The organism is Myxococcus sp. CA056 (assembly GCF_013336715.1).
In the GTDB taxonomy this organism is placed as follows: Bacteria; Myxococcota; Myxococcia; order Myxococcales; family Myxococcaceae; genus Myxococcus; species Myxococcus llanfairpwllgwyngyllgogerychwyrndrobwllllantysiliogogogochensis.
Genome location: NZ_JABUMT010000005.1, coordinates 1 through 18,695, shown reverse-complemented (window position 1 = coordinate 18,695; position 18,695 = coordinate 1). Strand labels below are relative to the sequence as shown.

Sequence of the window (18,695 nt, the reverse complement as noted above, 5' to 3'; positions counted from 1 at the left end):
TATCCACAGTCTGCCCATCTGGCACGCGGGGGGATTGGACGAAATGCACCCCGTGTGAGGAACCCATGATGGTTCCGTGATGCGAGAATCACGCCTCAGGGAGTCTGCTGACCCTGTCCGCCGCCGATCCACTGGCGGCTCGCCGGTCCCGACTCCGCGCTCCCCGAGGTCCACATGTCGTCTCTTCGAATGAGCCCGCGAGGCTTCGCCTGCCTCGCCGTGTTTCTCTGCATCGCGGCCGTGACGCCCGCGTGGGCGGACTCCCGCCCGGCATTCCTCGCACCAGGGCTCTCCTTCGAAACCCTGGTCGGCGCCGTGACGATGGGCCCCGCGAGCGACCACCAGTTCGACGGAGCCGTGGCCTGGAATGGAACGCACCACCTGGTGGTGTGGACCGACTACCGGCACGGCGGCTCAAGCGGGCGCATCTACGCGGCCCGCGTGAGTCCGACGGGAGAGGTGCTGGACCCGGCGGGAGTCCTCATCAGCCCCATCGCGGACAAGAGCACCACCCCTCATGTGCTCTTCGATGGGACGAACTTCTTCGTCGTCTGGCATGCGACGCGGCCGGGTGAAGCAGGTGACCTCATCCTGGGCGCACATGTCACGCCGGAGGGCCAACTGGTGGAGCCCACACCCAGACGACTCGCCAGTGCAGCCCCGGGAAGCGTGTATGGGAAGCCCACCGTGGCGTTCTCGGGCAGCCAGTACCTGGTCACCTGGAGCGAATACGCCCCCGACCTGGGCCCCACGCTCCGAGGGACACGGCTCTCGTCCTCGGGCGACGTGCTCGACATCATGGGCCTGGAGCTGGGTGAAGGCAGGGAGCCGACGGTCTCCTGGGGTGGCACCCACTTCCTCGTCGTCTCCACGCGCGGCAATCCGCTCGACTTCAATCGGGACATTCTTGGGGCGCGGGTGAGCCCCGAGGGCCTCGTCCTGGGGACCTTCATCATCCACACGAACTTCGCGCATCAATCCATGGCCAGCGTGGCCTTCAATGGCACGCACTTCCTGGTCGCATGGCATGACATGCGATACGTCGACGGCGTGCGCTACGGCGGCATCCATGGCGCGCGCATCACGACCTCCGGGGGTGTGCTGGATCCCAACGGACGGGTGCTCGTAGCGAACCGCAGGAACTTCACTGCGTCTCCCTGTGGGATGGCGTCAACGGGAACTGAGTTCTTCGTCACCTGGTATGGGGGGAAGGACGAAGACAAGGAGGACATCCGTGCGACGCGGGTGAGCAACACGGGCACGGTGCTCGCCGAGAGCCTGTTGGTCAGCACGTCCGCCAACCGCCAGGAGGAGCCCGCGGTGGCCTCGGATGGCAATCGCACCCTGCTGGTCTGGATGGAGCAGCGCCCGTTTCCCCAGGGGACGGACCTCTACGGCACCCTGCTGAGCGTGGAGGGCGTGGAGCTGACGCCGGGAGGTTTTGTCATCTCCCAGACGGCCGGCGATCAGGGTGACCCCGCCGTCGCCTTTGATGGGACGAACTACCTGGTCGTGTGGCGCGACACCCGAACGGGCATCGAGACACCCAGACTCCATGGCCGCCGCATCTCCGCGAGCGGAGTCCCCGTGCGACGCGAGTTCCCCATCCACGCCCATCGGTCCTTCCTCGACGCACCCCGACTCGCCTGTGGTGGGGGTGATTGCTTCGCGGTCTGGGATGAGCCGCCGGTGTCGTCTGGCTTCGGAGATATCGCCCGGGGAGCGCGCGTGAGCCCCACGGATGTCGTGCTCGATCCACTGGGCATCGACCTGGGCGGTGGGGCCCCGGAGTCCTACCCGGCGGTCTCGTTCGACGGAACGAACTTCCTCGCCGTCTGGGAGGTCCATCCCTCCGGCAGCGGCGTGCTCCGACGACTGGAGGCGGTCCGCGTGAGCAGGGCCGGCACCGTCCTCGCGCCGGGCCGCATCCTGGTTCGGCAGAGCGAGCTGACGCCCGAAAAGCCGTCCATTGCCTTCGACGGGACGAACCACGTCATCGCGTGGACGGAGGGAGGAACCGTCCGCGCGCTCCGCGTGGACACGGAGGGAATGGTGGTGGACCCGGAGCCCTGGCTGCTCTCGTCACCGGGGCAGGAGCCGCCATTCTGGGGGCAGGCCCAGGTGGCGGCGACCGGCACCTCCACACTCGTGTACTGGCTCTCGTCCGCGCCGGGTGACAGTACGGCGAACCTGTTGCTCGGCGCGAGGATCGACTCAGCGAGCGGGACGGTCGATACCCCCGTCGAGTTAGGTACGCTGGCGCTCGAGTATCAACTCCCGAGCGCGACGTCCGTCGGGGCCAACCGCTTCCTGCTCGCCTACCAGCGCTTCGTCGGACCGCCCTACGCCGCGCTCCGCGTCCACGCGCGCATGGTGGACTACGACGCCGCGCCCCTCGCCGTGGCTCCGGCACGAGGGCCGTCCGGAGGCTCCAACGCCAAGATGTGCATCCCGCACCCGTCAGCTCCCGAGGTCGCCATCGAACATCCGGCACAGGACGTGGCCGACGACGACCTCGTGAACATCGTCACCGATACGCCCCCTGCGGACATCCAGGGAGAGGAAGGCTATGTCTATGTGACGAGCGGCCTCGAGGATGAGCATGGGCAGCCGGGGATGTGGTTCCCGCAATCCGAGCAGATCGACCCCATGGCGTTTGATCGCTCGGAAGTGCTCACGGAGGACACCTCCGTCGAGCTCATTCTGGAGAGCCTGGCTGCTGACAACGACACGCTGAAGTACTCGCTGGTGGAGCTGCCCCGCCACGGCCGGCTCTCGGGCACGACCCCCAACCTCGTCTATACGCCCCACCCCGACTTCCACGGCGAGGACTACCTCACGTTTCGCGTGAGTGATGGGGTGACCGAGTCGACCTCCGCCCAGGTGCTCCTCTCCGTCAAACCCGTCAACGACGCCCCCGTGGCCATGTCCCGCGAGGTCACCGTGTCCGCGGAGGGACCGGTTGAATTGGAGCTGGAAGGCCGCGACGTGGACGGAGACATCATCACCTTCGAGTTGAGCGAAGGCCCGTCGCAGGGAGAACTCACGGGCACGTTGCCCCATGTCGTGTACCGGCCCAGGGCGGGCGCATCGCGCGAGGACTCCTTCACGTTCGCGGTCAGCGATGGGGAGTACACCACCTTCGCGACGGTGACGCTGCACATCACGCCCGTGAATCATGCCCCCATCGCGAGCAACGCGCGGCTCACGATGAAGGCTGGCGAGCGACGCGCGGTGGTACTCGATGCCCGGGATGCGGACCAGGACGCACTGACCTACTCGGTGAGCGCGCGCCCCGCTTCAGGCGAGCTGTCCGGCAAGGCGCCCTCGATGACGTACGAGGCGGCGCCTGACTTCGAGGGAGAGGTGTCACTCGTCTTCACCGTCACCGACGGCGCGGGACTGGCTTCGACAGGGACGGTGCGCATCCAGGTGGAGAAGTCCGCGACTTATTCCATCGACTCAGAGCCCCGGCTGGGGGCTCTCGGCTGCGGCGCCGCTCCAGGCTCCGTGACGCCGTTGCTGCTCGCGCTCGTCGCCCTGTGCCTGCTTGCACGGCGGCAACCGCGCGTCCGCTGCTCGAAGTTCATCGTGAACCGTCCCCAGCAGAGCATGCGAGCCTGAGCACGCCCTGCTCCAGGGCTGGGGCAATCCTTCCCGCCCATCCCTATTTCATTACCAATCACCTGGACATCCCCAGGCGTGGCACACGAGGACGGCAGTATGAAGACGGGAATCGTGAAGTGGTTCAACGATGCCAAGGGTTTTGGCTTCATCACCCCGGATGACGGAGGCGAGGACGTGTTCGCACATCACTCCGCCATCAACGCGGACGGCTTCAGGTCTCTCCAGGAGAACCAGCGGGTCGAATTCGAGGTGACGAAGGGGCCCAAGGGGCTGAACGCGCAGAACATCCGGCCGATTTAGGGAGGACGTGCCTCAACGGAGGAAGCCGATCCATGGCCGGGGGAACAGTCCTGCCCTCGGCTGCTCGCAGGCCGTCCTCCCGCGCTCGAAGGTGGCTTCCCGGCCACCGCTCAGCGCGCGGCGCTCTTGATGACAGGCAGCTTGGGCGCCCGGCCGTAGAGGAGCTGGTAGGTGTTGTACGAGCGCAGCACGCGCTTGATGTAGCCGCGCGTCTCGGAGATGGGGATCTCCTCCACCCACGCATCCAGCGGCAGGTCCGGCTTGTCCGAACGCCAGCGGTTCACCGCGCCCGGGCCGGCGTTGTAGCTGCCCACCGCGTACGGCGTGTGTCCGCCGAACTTCTTGAGCAGTCCGCCCAGGTAGTGCGCCCCCATGCGGATGTTGAGGTCCGGCTGGAGTAGCTGCTCCACCGTGAATCGCTTGAGCTTCAGCTCCCTCGCCACGCCCTTCGCGGTGGACGGCATGAGCTGGGTGAGGCCCAGCGCTCCGGCCCAGGACAGCGCCTTCGGATCCAACGCGCTCTCCTCGCGCATCAGCGCCTGGAGCAGATCCGCCTCCACGCCCGACACGGCCGTGTGCTTCTCGATGAGCTCGCGGAACGCGTTGGGATACGCGACTTCCCACACCACGCGCGTCTCGCGGGTGATGCGGCCGCTCAAGTCCTTGCGCAGCGCCAGCCGGGCCACCGCGTGTGCGGCGCGCTCGTCACCGGCCTCGTGCAGCACCAGCACCAGCAGGCGGATGGCCTCCGCGGGCTGGTTCGTCCGGCTCACCGCGAGCAACTCCGATGACACGGCCTCCGGGAACCCGAGCCGCAGCAGCTCGATGCCCGCGCGGAAGTGCGGGTCCTCGCCCACCGGCCCCGCGAACAGCGGCCACGGACTGGCCGCGTCGGGCACCGCGAAGATGTCCGGGGAGATGCGCTCCAGCCGCGCCGGGTCCACCGTGGACAGCTGCGAGCGCGCCATCAGCCCGTAGTACGTCGCGGGGTGCTCCACCGCGATCTTCTCGAACAGCTCCGCCGCGCCCTGGATGTTGCCCTGGTCCTGGAACGTGCGCGCCCGCCAGTACCGCGCGCGCTCCACGTCGTAGCTCTCGTCCGCCTGCGCGAAGCGCTGCTCGATGCGGTCCAGGAAGGACAGGCCCGCGTCCTCCACCTTGCTGGTGCGTGCGATCCAATACGCCTTGAACAGCGCCTCGCCCAGGAAGTCCCCCTGCGGATACAGCCGCGCCAGCTCGTCCAGCCGAGCCATCGCCTCCTTGGGGCGGTCCGTCTTCACGTACAGGTCCGCCGCGTAGAACAGCGCGTCGTCCGCGAAGCTGTGGTCCGGGAACTCGCGCGCCAGTCGCTCGTACGTGTCCGTCCCGCGCGCCGAGTCGACAATCGAGCGCGACGAGCCCAGCACATACAGCGCACGCGCCAGCAGGTCCCGGTCCTCACACTTCTCCACGACCTGCGACAGAATCTGGATGGCGCGCGTGTGCTGGCGCTCCTTGCGCATGCCCTTGCCGTAGGCGAAGTGCGCGCGACACGCGAGCGGCTCCGGCAGCTTCAACTGCGCCAGCATGGGCTCCAGTTGCGTCAGGCCCTGCTTGTTGCGGTGCAGCTCCACCAGCGCTTCACCGCGAGCGACCTTGGCCTCCAGCGGGGCCGCCTGTCCCTTGAGGCGCTTCTCCGCCTGCATCGCCAGCGCGGACAGCGGATGCGCGCCCCACAGGCGCCACAGCGCGGCGCGCTCGGCGGCGCGGTCCTTCTTCTCCGCGGCGATGTCGGCGATGGCCATCAGCGCCTCGGCGCCCACGTTGCGCCCCCAACTGGGCGCGGCACGCGACGTGAGCGGCTCCAGCGCGGCCATGGCCCCCGCCGCGTCCTTCTTCTTGCGCAGCACCCGCGACAGCGCCAGCCGGGCGTCCACGTACAGCCGGGACTCTGGTGACACCTGGGCCAGCAGCACGGCGGCCTCGTCGAAGCGACGCAGTCCCTCCAGCGCCACGCCCGCGTGCGTGAGGCACCGGTCTTGAAGCGCGGGGTAGTCCGACGCCAGCGCGGCCAGCTCCTTCGCGGCGGTCTCCTCGTCTCCAGAGCGCAGCGCGGCCAGCGCGCGCAGGTAGCGCACCGGAGGCGTGGTGCCCTCGTCCTTCAGCAGCTCGCGGGCTCGGCTGTACTGGCCCTTGTCGAAGGCCGCCCGGGCCTCCTGCTTCTTGCCCTCGCCGAAGTACGGCGCCAGGTCCTCCAGGGCATAGCGGCGGCCCCGGTGGACGACGGGCGCGGGGGGCGCGGCGTTGGGGAAGGCCGGGTTGAGGACCTCCACGAAGCCCTCGGGCAGCTGCGTCTTCTCCGCGTCCGGACGCGGCGAGAGCTGGGCCTCGGAAGGGGCGTTCTCCGTATGGGACGAGGGGGCCTCCGTCACGATGGGGCTCGACGCCTGGGGGGCGGGAGCCGGCGCGGCCTCCGTCTCGGCGGGGGTGGAGACCTGGGGTGCGGGAGCCTGCGCGGACAAGAGGAGCGCGGAGGCGACGACGGCGAGCTTGGGCAGGAAGGGCTTCATACGCGGGGCTGGGGACCCTGGGAGGTGGGCGCGGGCTCGCCCCATGACAACCGGGAGTGCATGGAAAATTTCCGGAGGTGGACACAGGTTAGACTGTCCGCACGCCCATGGACATCCGGACTCAGAGCGCTCTGCTGGCATCCATCATCGGCCTGGCCCTGGGCGTGTCCATGTTGTTGCGCCCGGCCCGGCCGAAGGTCCTCACCCTGTACTCCGTCTTCGCCCTGACGGTGGCCGGGTACTACCTCTCGTTCTTCTTCCACAGCCTCTTTCCCGCGGCGACCTACCCCTGGGCGGCACGCATCACCCTGGGCATCACCGTGCTCGTCGCCTCGCTCGTCCCAGGCGCGGCCGTGGGCTTCTTCCTCGAGTTCTTGGATGTCAGCAAGGGAACACACCAGGTCGGCCGCCGGCTCGCCCTCCTGTCGGTCTTCCTGGGCCTGGCCGTGGCCGTCACCCCCCTGGCCGACAAGGTGTGGGCTCGCGTGGCCATGGGTGTCTGGGTGCTCGGCTCCCTGCTCGCTTCGGTGTCGTTGCTGCTCCACCGGGTCCGGACCAACGAGTCGCGCATCGAGCAACTGAGGCTGATGTACCTCGCCATCGGCGCGGCGGCGGGCATCCTGTTCTCGGCGCTCGACTTCCTGGGCACCGTCATTCCGCTGCCGACGCTCGGGCCCGTCTTCACCACGCTGTACCTGTTCTTCCTCGCGCAGACGCTGTTGCGGCTGCGGCTGATGGACCTGCATGAGCTGTTGGGGAAGATCGCCTCGCAGACGGTGCTGGCGGTCATCCTCGCGGCCGTCTTCACCGTGCTGACGGCGTGGGTGGACGAGGACACGGGGCTGTTCGTCTTCAACACGGTGGTGGCGGCGTTCGTCATCCTCATCCTGTTGGACCCGCTGCGCACGAAGGTGGAGGAGATGGTGGTGCGCATCTTCTTCCGCGAGCGCTTCGCGTTGCTGGACGCGCTGGGGATGTTGCGAGCGCGGATGGCGAACGTCATCGACATCTCCGAGCTGGCGCGACTGGTGCTCGACACGCTCCACGAGACGGGCCGCGTGACGCACGCGTCGGTGTATCTGCTCGCGGAGGACCGGCCGGGGTATCGGCTGCTGGATTCGCGGGGGCCGTTGCCGGTGTCGTTCCTGGACACGGCGGCGGCGCGAGGCCTGTTGTTCGCGGTGGCCAGCGGGCAGAAGGCGGTGCTGCTGGAGAACGTGGAGCGGCGTGGCGCGACGATGCGACTCCAGTCGGTGGAGGGACGGCGCTACCGCGACGAGCTCAAGCGGCTGAACGACACGCGCGCGGCGCTGGTGCAGATGAAGGCTGGCATCAGCGTGCCGATGGTGGGCAATGACCGGGTCATCGGCTTCCTGAATCTCTGGGACGAGCGGGTGCCGGAGGCGTACGCGTCCGATGAGATTGCCCTCATCCTGGAGGTGGCGGAGAAGCTGGCGACGGTGCTGGAGAACTCGAAGCTGTACGAGAAGATTCGAGAGAGAGATCGACTGGCGGCGCTGGGAGAGATGGCGGCCGGCCTCGCGCACGAGATTCGCAATCCGCTGGGGGCCATCAAGGGCGCGGCGCAGTGTCTGGACCCCATGCGGCTGCCGGGTGAAGACGGCGAGTTCCTGGAGGTCATCGTCGAGGAGGTCAACCGGCTCAACGGCGTGGTGACGGCGTTCCTCGACTACGCGCGGCCGATGAAGCAGAGCTTCGGGCCCACCGACTTGAACGAAGTCGTGACGCGGACGATGCGCCTCATCCAGAACGACGTGCCGGCGAACGTCCAGCTCGCGGTGGAGTTGGACCTGCTCCTGCCCCGAGCGGATGGAGACGCCGAGCAGCTCAAGCAGGTGCTCATCAACCTGGTGCAGAACGCGGTGCAGGCGCTGGACACGCGCGAGGGTCGAATCACCGTGCGCACGGAGAAGCCGGAGCGCTTCGGCGAGTTCCGAAACGCGGGGGGCGAGGTGCTGGAGGTGCGCGTGTCCGACAACGGCCCGGGCATTCCATCGGACCAGCAGCCGCACATCTTCGTGCCCTTCTTCACGACGAAGCAGAAGGGCACGGGGCTGGGGCTCGCCATCTGCCAGCGCATCGTGAAGAACCACGGCGGCAGCATTTCGGTGCAGAGCAAGGCGAGCGAGGGCACCACGTTCATCATCCGTCTGCCCGCGCTGCCTGCGGAGAAGCCCGCGGAGGGGCTCGTCGCGGAGGGCACGGGCACCCCGCCGCCCGCGACGCGCATCTCCCAGTCGTTCCCCATGCCGGAGGAGCTGCGAGAGCCCCCTGCCCCGTCGACCCCGGAGCCCCGGCCCAAGCGCGAGCGGCGGCGCCGAGCAAGCTGAGTGGGATTGGCGCTAGGCTGTCTGGCCATGAGCGCCTGCCCCTTCTGCCACGAGACGATGCGGCCCACCTTCCTGGGAGGCTTGCCCCGCGAGGAGTGTGGCCACTGCGGCTCCGTCTGGTTCGAGGGTGAGGCGCTGACGAAGGTGATGGGAGGCTCGGTGTCGGACGCGCTGGTGCGGCGCGCGAAGGGACACCCGGGCGTGTGCAAAGGCTGTCAGGCGAAGGTCCAGTACGTCCCCGAATGTCCCAGCTGTGGAACACCCGCGCCCAGCTGTCCCCGGTGCGGGCATGCGCCGCTGCCCGTCGTGCAGGTGCTGGGCGTCACGGTGGAGGTGTGCTCGGACTGCGCGGGCGTGGCGTTGGACCCCGGCGAGCTGCAACAGCTCCAGCAAGCGGCGGCGCAGTATCGCGACTCGCCGCTGGACATGCGGCCCACGCTCAAGCTGGGGCGAGCGACTGCGTGCGCGGAGTGCAAGCGCGAGGTGAAGCCACGCTACGGCTTCGTCTGGGAAGAAGCCCTGTACTGCGGAAGCTGCGCGCCCGAGGGCTCCGCGCCCTTCACGGAGGAGCTGACGAAGGCGGAGCCCTCCTCCGAGATGAGCACCCCGCTTTTGTCCGGCTACACCGGGAACATGGCCGCGGGTTACACGGGGGACACCACCGGCCCCGCGCTGCTGTGGCTGTTCAGGCGCGTCTTCGGGTAGTGAGCCGAGACGAGCCGGAGGCCCGCGCTCACAGGAGAGCGGCACCCTGCGCGCCTGGCGGAGGACCGCGCCTCAGTTCAAGGTCGCGGTCGCCTGCGCCAGCTTCTCCTGCGTGGCTTCCCACCGCGCATAGAGGTCTTCCAGCGTGTCCTTGCCCTCGCGGTGCGCGTCCATGAGCGGCTTGGCGCGAGCGAAGTCGTTGTAGAGGACGGGGTCGGCGAGCTGCGCCTCGCGCTCCTTCTGCGCGGCCTCCACCTTGGCGATCTGCTCCTCCAACTTGGAGATCTCCTTTTTGAGCGGCCCCTCCACCACGCTGCGCCGCTGACGCGCCTCGGCCTCCTGCCGCTTGCGCTCCTTCTCCGTCATCGCCACGGAGGACGCGGTGTCCCCCCGGGCCGCGCTCGCGCCACCCGCCGCGGCCTCCGCCTTCAGCCGCTGCTGCTCCTGGTGGTACAGGTAGTCATCCAGGTTGCCCGGGTGTGGCGTCAGCTTCCCGTCCGCCACCTCCCAGACCTGGGTGCACAACCCGTTGATGAAGCTGCGGCTGTGGCTGACGAACAGCAGCGTGCCGCCGTACAGCTTCAGCGCTTCAATCAGCATCTCCGCCGAGTCCAGGTCCAGGTGGTTGGTGGGCTCGTCCATCAGCAGGAAGTTGGAGGGCACCAGCAGCAGCTTGGCCAGCGCCACGCGAGCCCGCTCACCACCGCTGAGCACGCCAATGGGCTTCTCCACGTCATCGCCGCTGAAGAGGAAGGCGCCGAGCACGCCGCGCACGTAGCTCTCCGGCTTGTCCGCCGCGAGCGGGCGCACTTCCTCGATGATGGTGTTCTGTCGGTCCAGCTTGTCCGCGTGGTGCTGCGCGTAATAGCCCACCACCACGTTGTGCCCGATGGTCACCGTGCCCGAGTCCGGCACCAGCTCCCCCGCCACCATCCGCAGAAGAGTCGTCTTGCCCGCGCCGTTGGCCCCCACCACGGCGATGCGCTGGCCGCGCTCCACCCGGCCCGAAAGGCCGTCGTACACGGTCTGCGCGCCATAGCGCTTGGTGATGCCCTCCAGCGTCACCACGTCGCGTCCGCTCCGGTCCACTTCCGGGAAGCGGAACTTCATCGTGGAGCGCTCCTCCAGGACCTGGACCTTCTCCAGCTTCTCCAACATCTTCGCGCGGCTCTGCGCCTGCTTGGCCTTGGTGGCCTTCGCGCCGAAGCGGTCGATGAAGCCCTGCAGCTCCGCGCGCCGGTTCTCCACCTTCTCCGCCCGGGCCTGGAGCAGCACCTTCTCCTCGGCGCGCAGGCGCTTGTAGTCGTCGTAGTTGCCGGCGTACTCGCGCACGCCTTCGAGCTCCAGCGACACCACGCGGTTGATCTGCCGGTTGAGGAAGTCCCGGTCGTGGGAGATGAGCACCAGCGCCTTGCTGGAGCGGCGCAGGAAGCCGTCGAACCACGCGAGCGTGGGGACATCCAGGTGGTTGGTCGGCTCGTCGAGGAGCAACAGGTCAGGGTCCTGGAGCAGCAGTCCCGCCAGCGCCGCGCGCATCCGCCAGCCACCCGAGAGGGCCGAGGTGGGCTTGGCCAGGTCGTTGTCCTTGAAGCCCAGGCCCTTGAGGATGCGCTCGGCGTGGTGCCGGCCGAAGCGGTTCTCGAAGTCGTCCAGCTCCGCGTGCAGGTCCGCCAGGGACTGGGCCAGCTCCAGTTGGTCCTCCTCGTCCGTGGCCGCCGAGAGCGACTCCTCGGTCTCCTTGAGGCGGGTCTCCAGGGTGTCGCGCCCCGGGACGGTGCTCATCACCGCCTCCACCACAGTGCCCTCCGGCAGCCCGGCGATTTCCTGGGGCAGATACCCCCAGCGGGCCCGGCGACGGTAGGTCAGGGACCCTGAATCCGGCTGGGCGACCCCCGCCAGGATTTTCATCAGGGTGCTCTTCCCCGTCCCGTTGGCCCCGACGAGGCCTACACGGTCCTTGGGGCCGAGGGTGAAGCTGTCGCTGTCGAAGAGGACCTTCTTTCCATAGGAGAGGCTGAGGTCCTGGGCGATGACGAGGCTCATGGCGGCCGGGGATGTAACAGCCCTGGGCTCCTCGGGAAATGGCTCAGATGCCTGTCTGGAGACCGTGGGGGCCAACGTCCCCTTTCCGGACCTGCCCGGGGCCTGCCTATACTCCGGCCCCACATGGCTGCCCCCTGTCCCCATTGCGGAAGCACCGACGGCGTCGACCACCTCTGCTCAGGCCAGAGCCTCCAGCTCATCGGCCAGGTGCTCGATGGCCGCTACAAGATTGAGAGCGTGCTCGGCCAGGGCGGCATGGGCATGGTGTTCCGCGCCACGCAGACCTCGGTGCAGCGCCCCGTCGCGGTGAAGACGCTCAACCCGTCGCTCGCCGCCGCGCCCCAGTTCTTCGAGCGCTTCCGACGAGAGGCGGAGATCGCCAGCCGCCTGCGCCACCCGAACGTCATCACCATCTTCGACTTCGGCCGCGCCCCCGACGGCACCTGCTACTACGTGATGGAGCTGCTCCAGGGCGAAAGCCTCAAGGAAGTGGTGAAGCGCGAGGGGCCCATGTCCCTGCGCCGCGCCACCAGCCTCATCGAGCAGGCCACCCAGGGCCTCGCCCACGCGCACCAGGAAGGTTGCGTCCACCGCGACCTGAAGCCGCACAACATCATGGTGCAGGACCTGGGCGGGCGGGACTTCGTCAAGGTGCTGGACTTCGGTCTGGTCAAGGCGCTCGAGGCCGAGGAGGAGGAGCAGCTCACCTCCACCGGACAGGTGCTGGGCACGCCGCAGTACATGCCGCCAGAGCAGGCCGGTGGCGAGGCCGTGGACCAGCGCTCCGACCTGTACTCCATGGCGGGCGTGCTCTACTTCTGCCTCACGGGCAGCTCGCCGTTCGGCGCGAACACCGTGCGCAAGGCGCTCACCGCGTCGCTCACGCAGCAGGTGCCCGCGGTCAACTCCAAGCGCCAGGGCGCCCCGGTCCCCGCCGCGCTGGACGCCTTCTTCCGCAAGGCTCTGTCCCCCGAGAAGGAGGACCGCTACCAGAGCGCGCAGGAGCTCATCGACGCGATGATGGAGTCGGTGGAGGACGTCAGCGCCGAGCAGTTCGACGCGATGCCCAGCGGCGGCTCCAGCTCCGGCGTCAACGAGCGCGGCAGCGGCAGCCGGGCCAGCGGCAGTCGCGCGGGACGTCCGGGTGCCGGCAGCGGCAGTGGCGTGCGCTCCTCTCGCGTCGGCGCGTCACCGGGTCGTGGTTCCACGCCTTCCAACGTCGTCATCGCGCGCAGCCAGGCGGGAGCGCCGGGCGGAAGTGGCTCGTCACCCAGCCGCGTCCGTCCGCCCCCGGGCCGGGCCGCGGCCACCCCGCCGCCTCCCCCACCCGAGCCGGAGGGCATGTCCACGGGCAAGAAGGTCGCGTTCGTCGCGGTGCCGTTGGTGCTGCTCGGCATCGGCGCGGCGGTGGTGCTGGGAGGAGGCCAGGGTGGCTCCAAGCAGCCGGCGACCCAGGTCGTCGAAGTCCCCCGGGACAGGCCGACGAGTCCCTCGGGGGCCACGACTCCGGTCGATGCCACACCGCAGGCGCTTCGGGTGAAGTTCAACTCGACGCCGTCCGGGGCCGCCATCTACGAGGGCGAGGAGCAGATCGGCACCACACCCATCGAGCTCATGCTGCCGCGAGAAAAGTCCCACCAACTGAGCTTCCGCCTCGCGAACCACAAGTCCGAGGAGCGCTCGCTCAACTTCAGCCGTGTCGCCGGAGACAGCCAGACGGTGGACGTGACGCTCGAGCCCATTCGCGCCGCGACGCCCCCCAAGCCGAAGCCGCCTCGGCCCGCCAACACCGGGCAGGATATCAACGTCTTCGAGTAGCACCGGCCGGCTCCCGTGCGCACCGGGAGCCGTCATGCTGCGGGGCTCGCGTCCCAGGCACGGGATTGCTGCCCGGGAGCGCGGTGCCCGCCATTCGGCGGACTCAGACGAGTCGGCCCAGCTTCGGGAGCACCTCACCGCTCTTGCCCTGAACGGAGTGCTCGAAGCGACGGGAGTTCTCCGCGGGGTCCAGGTTGACGAGCCACGTCTCCCCGCCCGCACCGCGCACCTGATCGACCATGCCCGCGGCGGGGTAGACGGCGCCGGAGGTGCCCGCGGCCAGGAAGACGAAGCGCCCGCCGGAGCTGGCCGCGCGCAGCGAGAAGTCCTGGATGCGCTCCAGGTCCGCGGGGTCCAGGTACTCACCGAACCAGACGATGTGGGGCCGCAGCAGGCTGCCGCAGTCCTTGCACCCGGGCACCGTGCCCGCTGCGTACACGGTGGTGTCCTCGAAGGGTGCGCGCTTGCACTCGTCGTTGCTACAGCGCGTCTTGAAGAGGTTGCCGTGCATCTCCACCACGCGCTGGCTGCCCGCACGCGAGTGCAAGCCGTCTACGTTCTGCGTGGCGAGGAGGAAGCGGTCGCCCAGGTGACGCTCCCAGGAAACCAGCGCGTCATGGCCGGGATTGGGTGAGACGCCCGCGGCCCCTGCTCGCCGCTGGGAGTAGAAGCGCCACACCCGCAGCGGATCCTTCGCGAAGCCCTCGGGCGAGGCCACCTGCTCCACCGGCTGGTCCTCCCAGAGCCCGTTCATTCCTCGGAAGGTCGGGACTCCGCTCTCGGCGGAGACGCCCGCGCCGGTGAGGACGAGCAGCCAGGTATTCGAATCGAGAAGGAGCGTTTCCACGGTGCCTCCTGTGCGGCGTGGGATTCAGGATATGAAGCGTGGGACGACGATGACCGCGCCGGGCCCTGACGGGCGGGTGCGGAGACCTGGCTCGAGGACCCCATCATGGCGGAAATCACCCTGGACCTGCGCGCGGCTCCCAAGGCGCAGGCCTACGAGGAACTGCAGCAGCACGTTCAGGCGGCGCTCGCCGGCATCGACGACCCCATCGCGGGCATGGCGACGATGAGCTGCCTGATTCACCACGCCTTTGGCCACCTATGGACGGGCTTCTACCGGGTGGTGACGCCAGGGAAGCTGCTCCGGGTGGGCCCCTACCAGGGCACGCTGGGCTGCCTGGAAATCAAGTTCGGACAGGGCGTCTGCGGCGCCGCCGCGGCGAAGGGCGAGACGCAGGTGGTGGCGGACGTGCACGCCTTCCCGGGGCACATCGCCTGCGACGCGCGCTCCGCGTCGGAAATCGTGGTGCCGGTGTACGGGAAGAATCGCGAGCTGCTCGCGGTGCTGGACATCGACTCGGCGAGCAAGTCCACCTTCGACGAGGTGGACCGCCAGCAGCTCGAGACGATGATGCGCTGGTTCCAGCAGTAGCCGCGCCGCGCATCCATCGAAGGCCCCTGAGGGCGCGGCGGGAAGACAGCGCCCGCGCCCCAGGGAGCAGGTTCAGTCGCCGCGTGCGTAGGCCACGGCGAGCTGACCGGCGAAGCGGGCGTTGTTCACGAGGAGCGCGAGGTTGGCCTTGAGCGTCTTGCCGCCCGTGCGCTGGCCCAGCTCGCGCAGCAGGAAGGGCGTCACGTCCTTGCCCCGGATGCCCTGGCGCTCGGCTTCGGCGAGCGCGGAGGCGATCTGCAGCTCGACCTCATGGCGAGGCAGCGCGGTCTCCTCCGGCGGCGGCACGGTGTAAAGCACCCCACCCTGCCCCAGCGTCTCGAAGCGGGCGCGAGCGATGCGTGCGGCGGTGGCCACGTCATTCACGCTGTGCTCCAGCGTGATGCCGGAGTCACGGCTGTGGAAGGACGGCAGCTCTCGGGTGCCCACGCCGATGACGGGCACGCCCGCGGTCTCCAGGAGCTCCATCGTCTTGGGAAGGTCGAGCACGGACTTCGCGCCCGCGCACACCACTGCCACGGGGAAGCGAGCCAGCGCGGCGATGTCCTGGGAGATGTCCCAGTGCTCCGAGGCGCCCCGGTGGACGCCGCCGATGCCCCCCGTGGAGAAGACACGGATGCCGGCCGCGGCGGCCAGCTCACACGTGGCGCTGACGGTGGTGCCACCGGAGGCGCGGGTGGCCACGGCGATGGCCAGGTCGCGCGAGCCGAGCTTCAGCAGGGGCTCCTTGCCCTCCGCGAGTCGGCGCAGGGCCGCGTCCTCCAGGCCGATGCACACCACGCCGTCCACCACGGCGGTGGCGGCGGGCACGGCACCGGCGCGACGAATGGCTTCCTCGCAGGCTCGGGCGGCGGCGAGGTTGTCCGGATAGGGAAGTCCCTGGGCCACCACACTCGTCTCCAGGGCGACGACGGGCTGCCGCGAGTCGAGGGCGCGACGCACCTCGTCCGAAAAGCGTAGGTCCATGGCGCGCGTTTAAGCCACGGCGCGGCATGGGGACAAGCCGAGCGGCGGGGAAACGTCGGCTTGCACGAAAGGACGCTGGGTCTTATTTCCTCGCGCGACGTGTCCACATCCGCCGCCAGTGTCCCTGCTGCGCCGCCCCGCGCCTTCTCGGCCTCCGACCTGGCCATCCTTGGTGTCGTCGTTGTCTGGGGCACCAACTACACGGTGGTGAAGGAGGCCCTGGGGGTGATTCCTCCCCTGGCCTTCATGTCGGTGCGTTTCGCGGTGGCCTCGGTGGCCATGGCGGTGTTGCTGCTCGCGGTGGAGGGGTGGAAGCCGCTGCCGTGGCGGGTGCTCCTCAAGCTCGGGATGCTCGGCCTGGTGGGCAACACGGCGTACCAGCTGAGCTTCATCCTGGGGCTGGCGAACACGACGGCGGCCAACAGCGGGATGCTGGTGGCGGTGACGCCCGTGCTGGTGGCGGCCCTGGGCGCTGCGCTGGGAGTCGAGCGGCTCAACCGTCCACTGGTGATGGGCATGTCGCTGGCGGTGATGGGGATGCTGCTGGTGGTGGCGGCACGAGGAACATCGCTGGGCACGGACACCCGGTTGGGAGACGGGCTCATCCTGGTGGCCTGCGTCTGCTGGGCCATCTACACCGTGGGCATCCGCTCGCTGGGCAACGAGGTGTCGGCGCTGCGCATCACCGCCATCACCATGCTGGCGGGGGCTCCGGGAGTGGTGCTGGCGGGAGCGCCTGCGGTGCTCGCGCTGGACGTGGGGAGCATCGGCTTCAGTGCGTGGGCGGGCGTGGTGTATTCGGCGCTGATTCCGCTGGTGCTCAGCTACTTCATCTGGGGGCGCACGGTGCAGCAGGTGGGCAGCGCACGCGCGTCGCTCTACAACACGGGGGTACCCATCGTGGCCGCGCTCACCGCCTGGGGCGTTCGTGGAGAGAGGCCCACGCTGCTCCAGGGATTGGGCGCGGCGCTCATCATCGGCGGCGTGGTGCTCAGTCGCGGGAAGTGACACGGGTGAGCGGCTAGCGCCCGTCCTCCCCCCGTCGTCCCCGCTCCACCGCGAGGCCGTACTCCTCGATCTTCTTGTCCAGCGTGGGGCGGCTGATGCCCAGCAACGCAGCGGCCCGGACCTTCTTGCCGCCGGCTTCTCGCAGAGCCTCGGCGATGGCGTCGCGCTCCAGCCGTCCCACGCGAGACTGGAGCGTCTGGGAGTCACTGGCGGGGCCGCCCTGCTGGACCTCTGGAGGAAGCTGCAGCGCCCCCACCCTTCCCCCGGCGTAGAGCAACCCCAACCGCTCCCCCACCAGCTCCAGCTCCCGCACGTTGTGGGGCCACGGGTAGTCCGCCAGCAGGCGCCGGGCATCCGCGCCCAGCACCGGAGGCTCCCGCCGCACCCGGCGCGCGGCACGCGCGAGGAAGCCCTCGAACAACACCAGCACATCCGCCCGGCGCTCGCGCAAGGGAGGCACCTCCAGCTCGAAGCCCATCAAACTCCGAGCGAGCGACGCGTCCACCTCCCCGTGGGTCCCCAGCAGTGTCACGGGAACCGACGCGGTGACGAGCAACCGCACGTCCACGGGCTCCTCGCCGCCCTGCCGCGCTGGCGCCACCCTTCGAGCCAGCAGTCGAGCCAGCCGCTCAGCGGCGCTCCGAGGCAGCGCCTCGACGTGCTGGAGCAGCAGCGAGCCCCGGTCCGCGCGAAGCAACGCGGACGCCACGGGAGGCTGTCCAGGCGCGCTGGCGCGGCCGAAGAGGGCCTCCTCGACGACTTCGGTGGGCTGACGGCAGTCCACCACCACCAGCGGCTCCAGCGCCCGGGGCGATCGAGCATGGACGACCCGCCCCAACATCGTCTTGCCCGTCCCGGACTCGCCATGGAGCACCACGGGCGCGGCGCTGTTCGCCGCCCGCCGAGCACCGTCCATCAGCGCGCGCAGCGGCCTGGACGTCCCGATGAGCACGGGCGCGGGCGACTCCGCCTCCATCCGGGAGCGCACCGCCGTATAGGCCTCGCCCCCCAGCCGCCCGAGCGCCGCGAGCAGCTGCCCCTCGCCACCGGTGAACGAGGAGTCCGAGCGCGTCGCATAGAGCACGCCGAAGGGCATCCCTCCGGAGGCCACGAGCGGCGCGCACATCTCCGTCTCCGACTGGACCAGCTCCTTGCGCTCCAGCGCCACCTGCGCCAGCGAGCGAGGCACGGACATGGACTCCGCGCCCGACACCGCCGCGGTGAGCAGCCCCGTGTTGCTTCCCAGCAGCGCCGCGGCCCGGTCGGCGCTGAGGGCTCGAGCGACTTCATCCGCCAGCCGCCGCAACACCATGGCCTCGCTGGTGGCCCCCAGCAGCGCCGTGCCCGCCGAGTACAGCGCCGCGGCGGCGCCCACGTGAGGCAGCACCTCTTCAATCGGGACGTGGCCAGGTGACGTCGGCCCGCCTTCCACGAGCGTCACTGGGGGCGGCTCGAAGACAGCCACCGTCAAACCCACCCGGACGCGGTCGCCGGGATGCAGCACCACCTCGCCGCTGATGCGCGCGCCGTTCAGCAGCGTCCCGTTGCGAGAGCCCAGGTCCGTCAGTCGGACCTCTCCCTCGTGGACGGTCAGCTGGGCGTGCTTGCGGGAGACCTGGTCATCGCGCAGGGGGATTTCGCAGGACGGGCTGCGGCCAATGGCCATGTCCGAGAGCACCTCGAAGCGGCGCCCCGCGGACGGGCCAGTGAGCAGCAGGAGTGCGGGCATGGGGCGCGGAGCCTAATACGACCTGGTCACTTCAAGAATGCGTGAGGGTGGGCGAAGTGTTCCCCCTGCATGACGCCGAAGCAGTTGAAGCGACTGGAGGGAGAGCTGGCGAGCTTCCTTGAGTCGATGTTCTCGGGCCTGGG

Annotated in this window: 12 protein-coding genes; 7 read left to right on the top strand and 5 right to left on the bottom strand. The window is 69.4% G+C overall.

Annotated features, from left to right (window positions below; genetic code table 11):
• The first annotated feature begins 174 nt into the window (after positions 1 to 174).
• A complete protein-coding gene (locus tag HUA76_RS22370) occupies positions 175 to 3,624 on the top strand; it encodes a tandem-95 repeat protein (protein WP_174462022.1) in 3,450 nt (1,149 codons plus the stop codon).
• 99 nt (positions 3,625 to 3,723) lie between these two features.
• Positions 3,724 to 3,927: a cold-shock protein gene (locus tag HUA76_RS22365; protein ID WP_174459335.1), complete on the top strand. Its 204-nt coding sequence runs from the start codon at positions 3,724 to 3,726 to the stop codon at positions 3,925 to 3,927.
• 110 nt (positions 3,928 to 4,037) lie between these two features.
• Here HUA76_RS22365 and HUA76_RS46315 read toward each other — a convergent pair whose 3' ends face one another.
• Positions 4,038 to 6,476, bottom strand: coding sequence for a transglycosylase SLT domain-containing protein (locus HUA76_RS46315; RefSeq protein ID WP_174462021.1), 2,439 nt, complete (start codon positions 6,474 to 6,476; stop codon positions 4,038 to 4,040).
• A 107-nt stretch (positions 6,477 to 6,583) separates the two neighbouring features.
• Here HUA76_RS46315 and HUA76_RS22355 point away from each other — a divergent pair, with 107 nt between their 5' ends.
• Together HUA76_RS22355 and HUA76_RS22350 are read left to right on the top strand one after the other, a co-directional pair.
• On the top strand, positions 6,584 to 8,827 hold the full coding sequence (locus HUA76_RS22355) for an ATP-binding protein (protein ID WP_174462020.1): 2,244 nt from the start codon (positions 6,584 to 6,586) through the stop codon (positions 8,825 to 8,827).
• 27 nt (positions 8,828 to 8,854) lie between these two features.
• Positions 8,855 to 9,532, top strand: a complete 678-nt coding sequence (locus HUA76_RS22350; protein WP_174459332.1) for a zf-TFIIB domain-containing protein — start codon at positions 8,855 to 8,857, stop codon at positions 9,530 to 9,532.
• A 72-nt stretch (positions 9,533 to 9,604) separates the two neighbouring features.
• On the opposite strand, the gene abc-f is transcribed toward HUA76_RS22350, so the two are convergent.
• On the bottom strand, positions 9,605 to 11,575 hold the full coding sequence (gene abc-f / locus HUA76_RS22345; protein WP_141649203.1) for a ribosomal protection-like ABC-F family protein: 1,971 nt from the start codon (positions 11,573 to 11,575) through the stop codon (positions 9,605 to 9,607).
• A 255-nt stretch (positions 11,576 to 11,830) separates the two neighbouring features.
• Between abc-f and HUA76_RS22340 the strand changes: the two genes are divergently transcribed.
• Positions 11,831 to 13,393: a protein kinase gene (locus HUA76_RS22340; RefSeq protein WP_371823517.1), complete on the top strand. Its 1,563-nt coding sequence runs from the start codon at positions 11,831 to 11,833 to the stop codon at positions 13,391 to 13,393.
• Positions 13,394 to 13,496: 103 nt separating this feature from the next.
• Here the strand turns inward: HUA76_RS22340 and HUA76_RS22335 are convergent, their stop codons facing one another.
• Positions 13,497 to 14,240: an NAD-dependent deacylase gene (locus HUA76_RS22335; RefSeq protein WP_174459329.1), complete on the bottom strand. Its 744-nt coding sequence runs from the start codon at positions 14,238 to 14,240 to the stop codon at positions 13,497 to 13,499.
• 105 nt (positions 14,241 to 14,345) lie between these two features.
• Here HUA76_RS22335 and HUA76_RS22330 point away from each other — a divergent pair, with 105 nt between their 5' ends.
• On the top strand, positions 14,346 to 14,831 hold the full coding sequence (locus HUA76_RS22330; protein WP_141649361.1) for a GAF domain-containing protein: 486 nt from the start codon (positions 14,346 to 14,348) through the stop codon (positions 14,829 to 14,831).
• 72 nt (positions 14,832 to 14,903) lie between these two features.
• On the opposite strand, the gene HUA76_RS22325 is transcribed toward HUA76_RS22330, so the two are convergent.
• Positions 14,904 to 15,815 carry a pseudouridine-5'-phosphate glycosidase gene (locus HUA76_RS22325; RefSeq protein ID WP_141649362.1) on the bottom strand — a complete coding sequence of 304 codons (912 nt, stop codon included), beginning with the start codon at positions 15,813 to 15,815 and terminating at the stop codon, positions 14,904 to 14,906.
• A 99-nt stretch (positions 15,816 to 15,914) separates the two neighbouring features.
• Here HUA76_RS22325 and HUA76_RS22320 point away from each other — a divergent pair, with 99 nt between their 5' ends.
• Positions 15,915 to 16,823 (top strand): DMT family transporter, encoded by a 909-nt coding sequence (locus HUA76_RS22320; RefSeq protein WP_174462018.1) that lies wholly within the window; start codon positions 15,915 to 15,917, stop codon positions 16,821 to 16,823.
• Positions 16,824 to 16,836: 13 nt separating this feature from the next.
• Here the strand turns inward: HUA76_RS22320 and HUA76_RS22315 are convergent, their stop codons facing one another.
• Positions 16,837 to 18,552, bottom strand: coding sequence for an FHA domain-containing protein (locus tag HUA76_RS22315; protein WP_174462017.1), 1,716 nt, complete (start codon positions 18,550 to 18,552; stop codon positions 16,837 to 16,839).
• Positions 18,553 to 18,695 lie beyond the last annotated feature (143 nt).

What these genes read in the sequence shown, in the direction of transcription:
- HUA76_RS22365 (WP_174459335.1), top strand. Translation starts at nt 3,724, where the DNA reads ATGAAGACGGGAATCGTGAAGTGGTTCAACGATGCCAAGGGTTTTGGC.
- abc-f (WP_141649203.1), bottom strand. Translation starts at nt 11,575, where the DNA reads ATGAGCCTCGTCATCGCCCAGGACCTCAGCCTCTCCTATGGAAAGAAG.
- HUA76_RS46315 (WP_174462021.1), bottom strand. Translation starts at nt 6,476, where the DNA reads ATGAAGCCCTTCCTGCCCAAGCTCGCCGTCGTCGCCTCCGCGCTCCTC.
- HUA76_RS22325 (WP_141649362.1), bottom strand. Translation starts at nt 15,815, where the DNA reads ATGGACCTACGCTTTTCGGACGAGGTGCGTCGCGCCCTCGACTCGCGG.
- HUA76_RS22340 (WP_371823517.1), top strand. Translation starts at nt 11,831, where the DNA reads ATGGGCATGGTGTTCCGCGCCACGCAGACCTCGGTGCAGCGCCCCGTC.
- HUA76_RS22370 (WP_174462022.1), top strand. Translation starts at nt 175, where the DNA reads ATGTCGTCTCTTCGAATGAGCCCGCGAGGCTTCGCCTGCCTCGCCGTG.
- HUA76_RS22350 (WP_174459332.1), top strand. Translation starts at nt 8,855, where the DNA reads ATGAGCGCCTGCCCCTTCTGCCACGAGACGATGCGGCCCACCTTCCTG.
- HUA76_RS22315 (WP_174462017.1), bottom strand. Translation starts at nt 18,552, where the DNA reads ATGCCCGCACTCCTGCTGCTCACTGGCCCGTCCGCGGGGCGCCGCTTC.
- HUA76_RS22330 (WP_141649361.1), top strand. Translation starts at nt 14,346, where the DNA reads ATGGCGGAAATCACCCTGGACCTGCGCGCGGCTCCCAAGGCGCAGGCC.
- HUA76_RS22355 (WP_174462020.1), top strand. Translation starts at nt 6,584, where the DNA reads ATGGACATCCGGACTCAGAGCGCTCTGCTGGCATCCATCATCGGCCTG.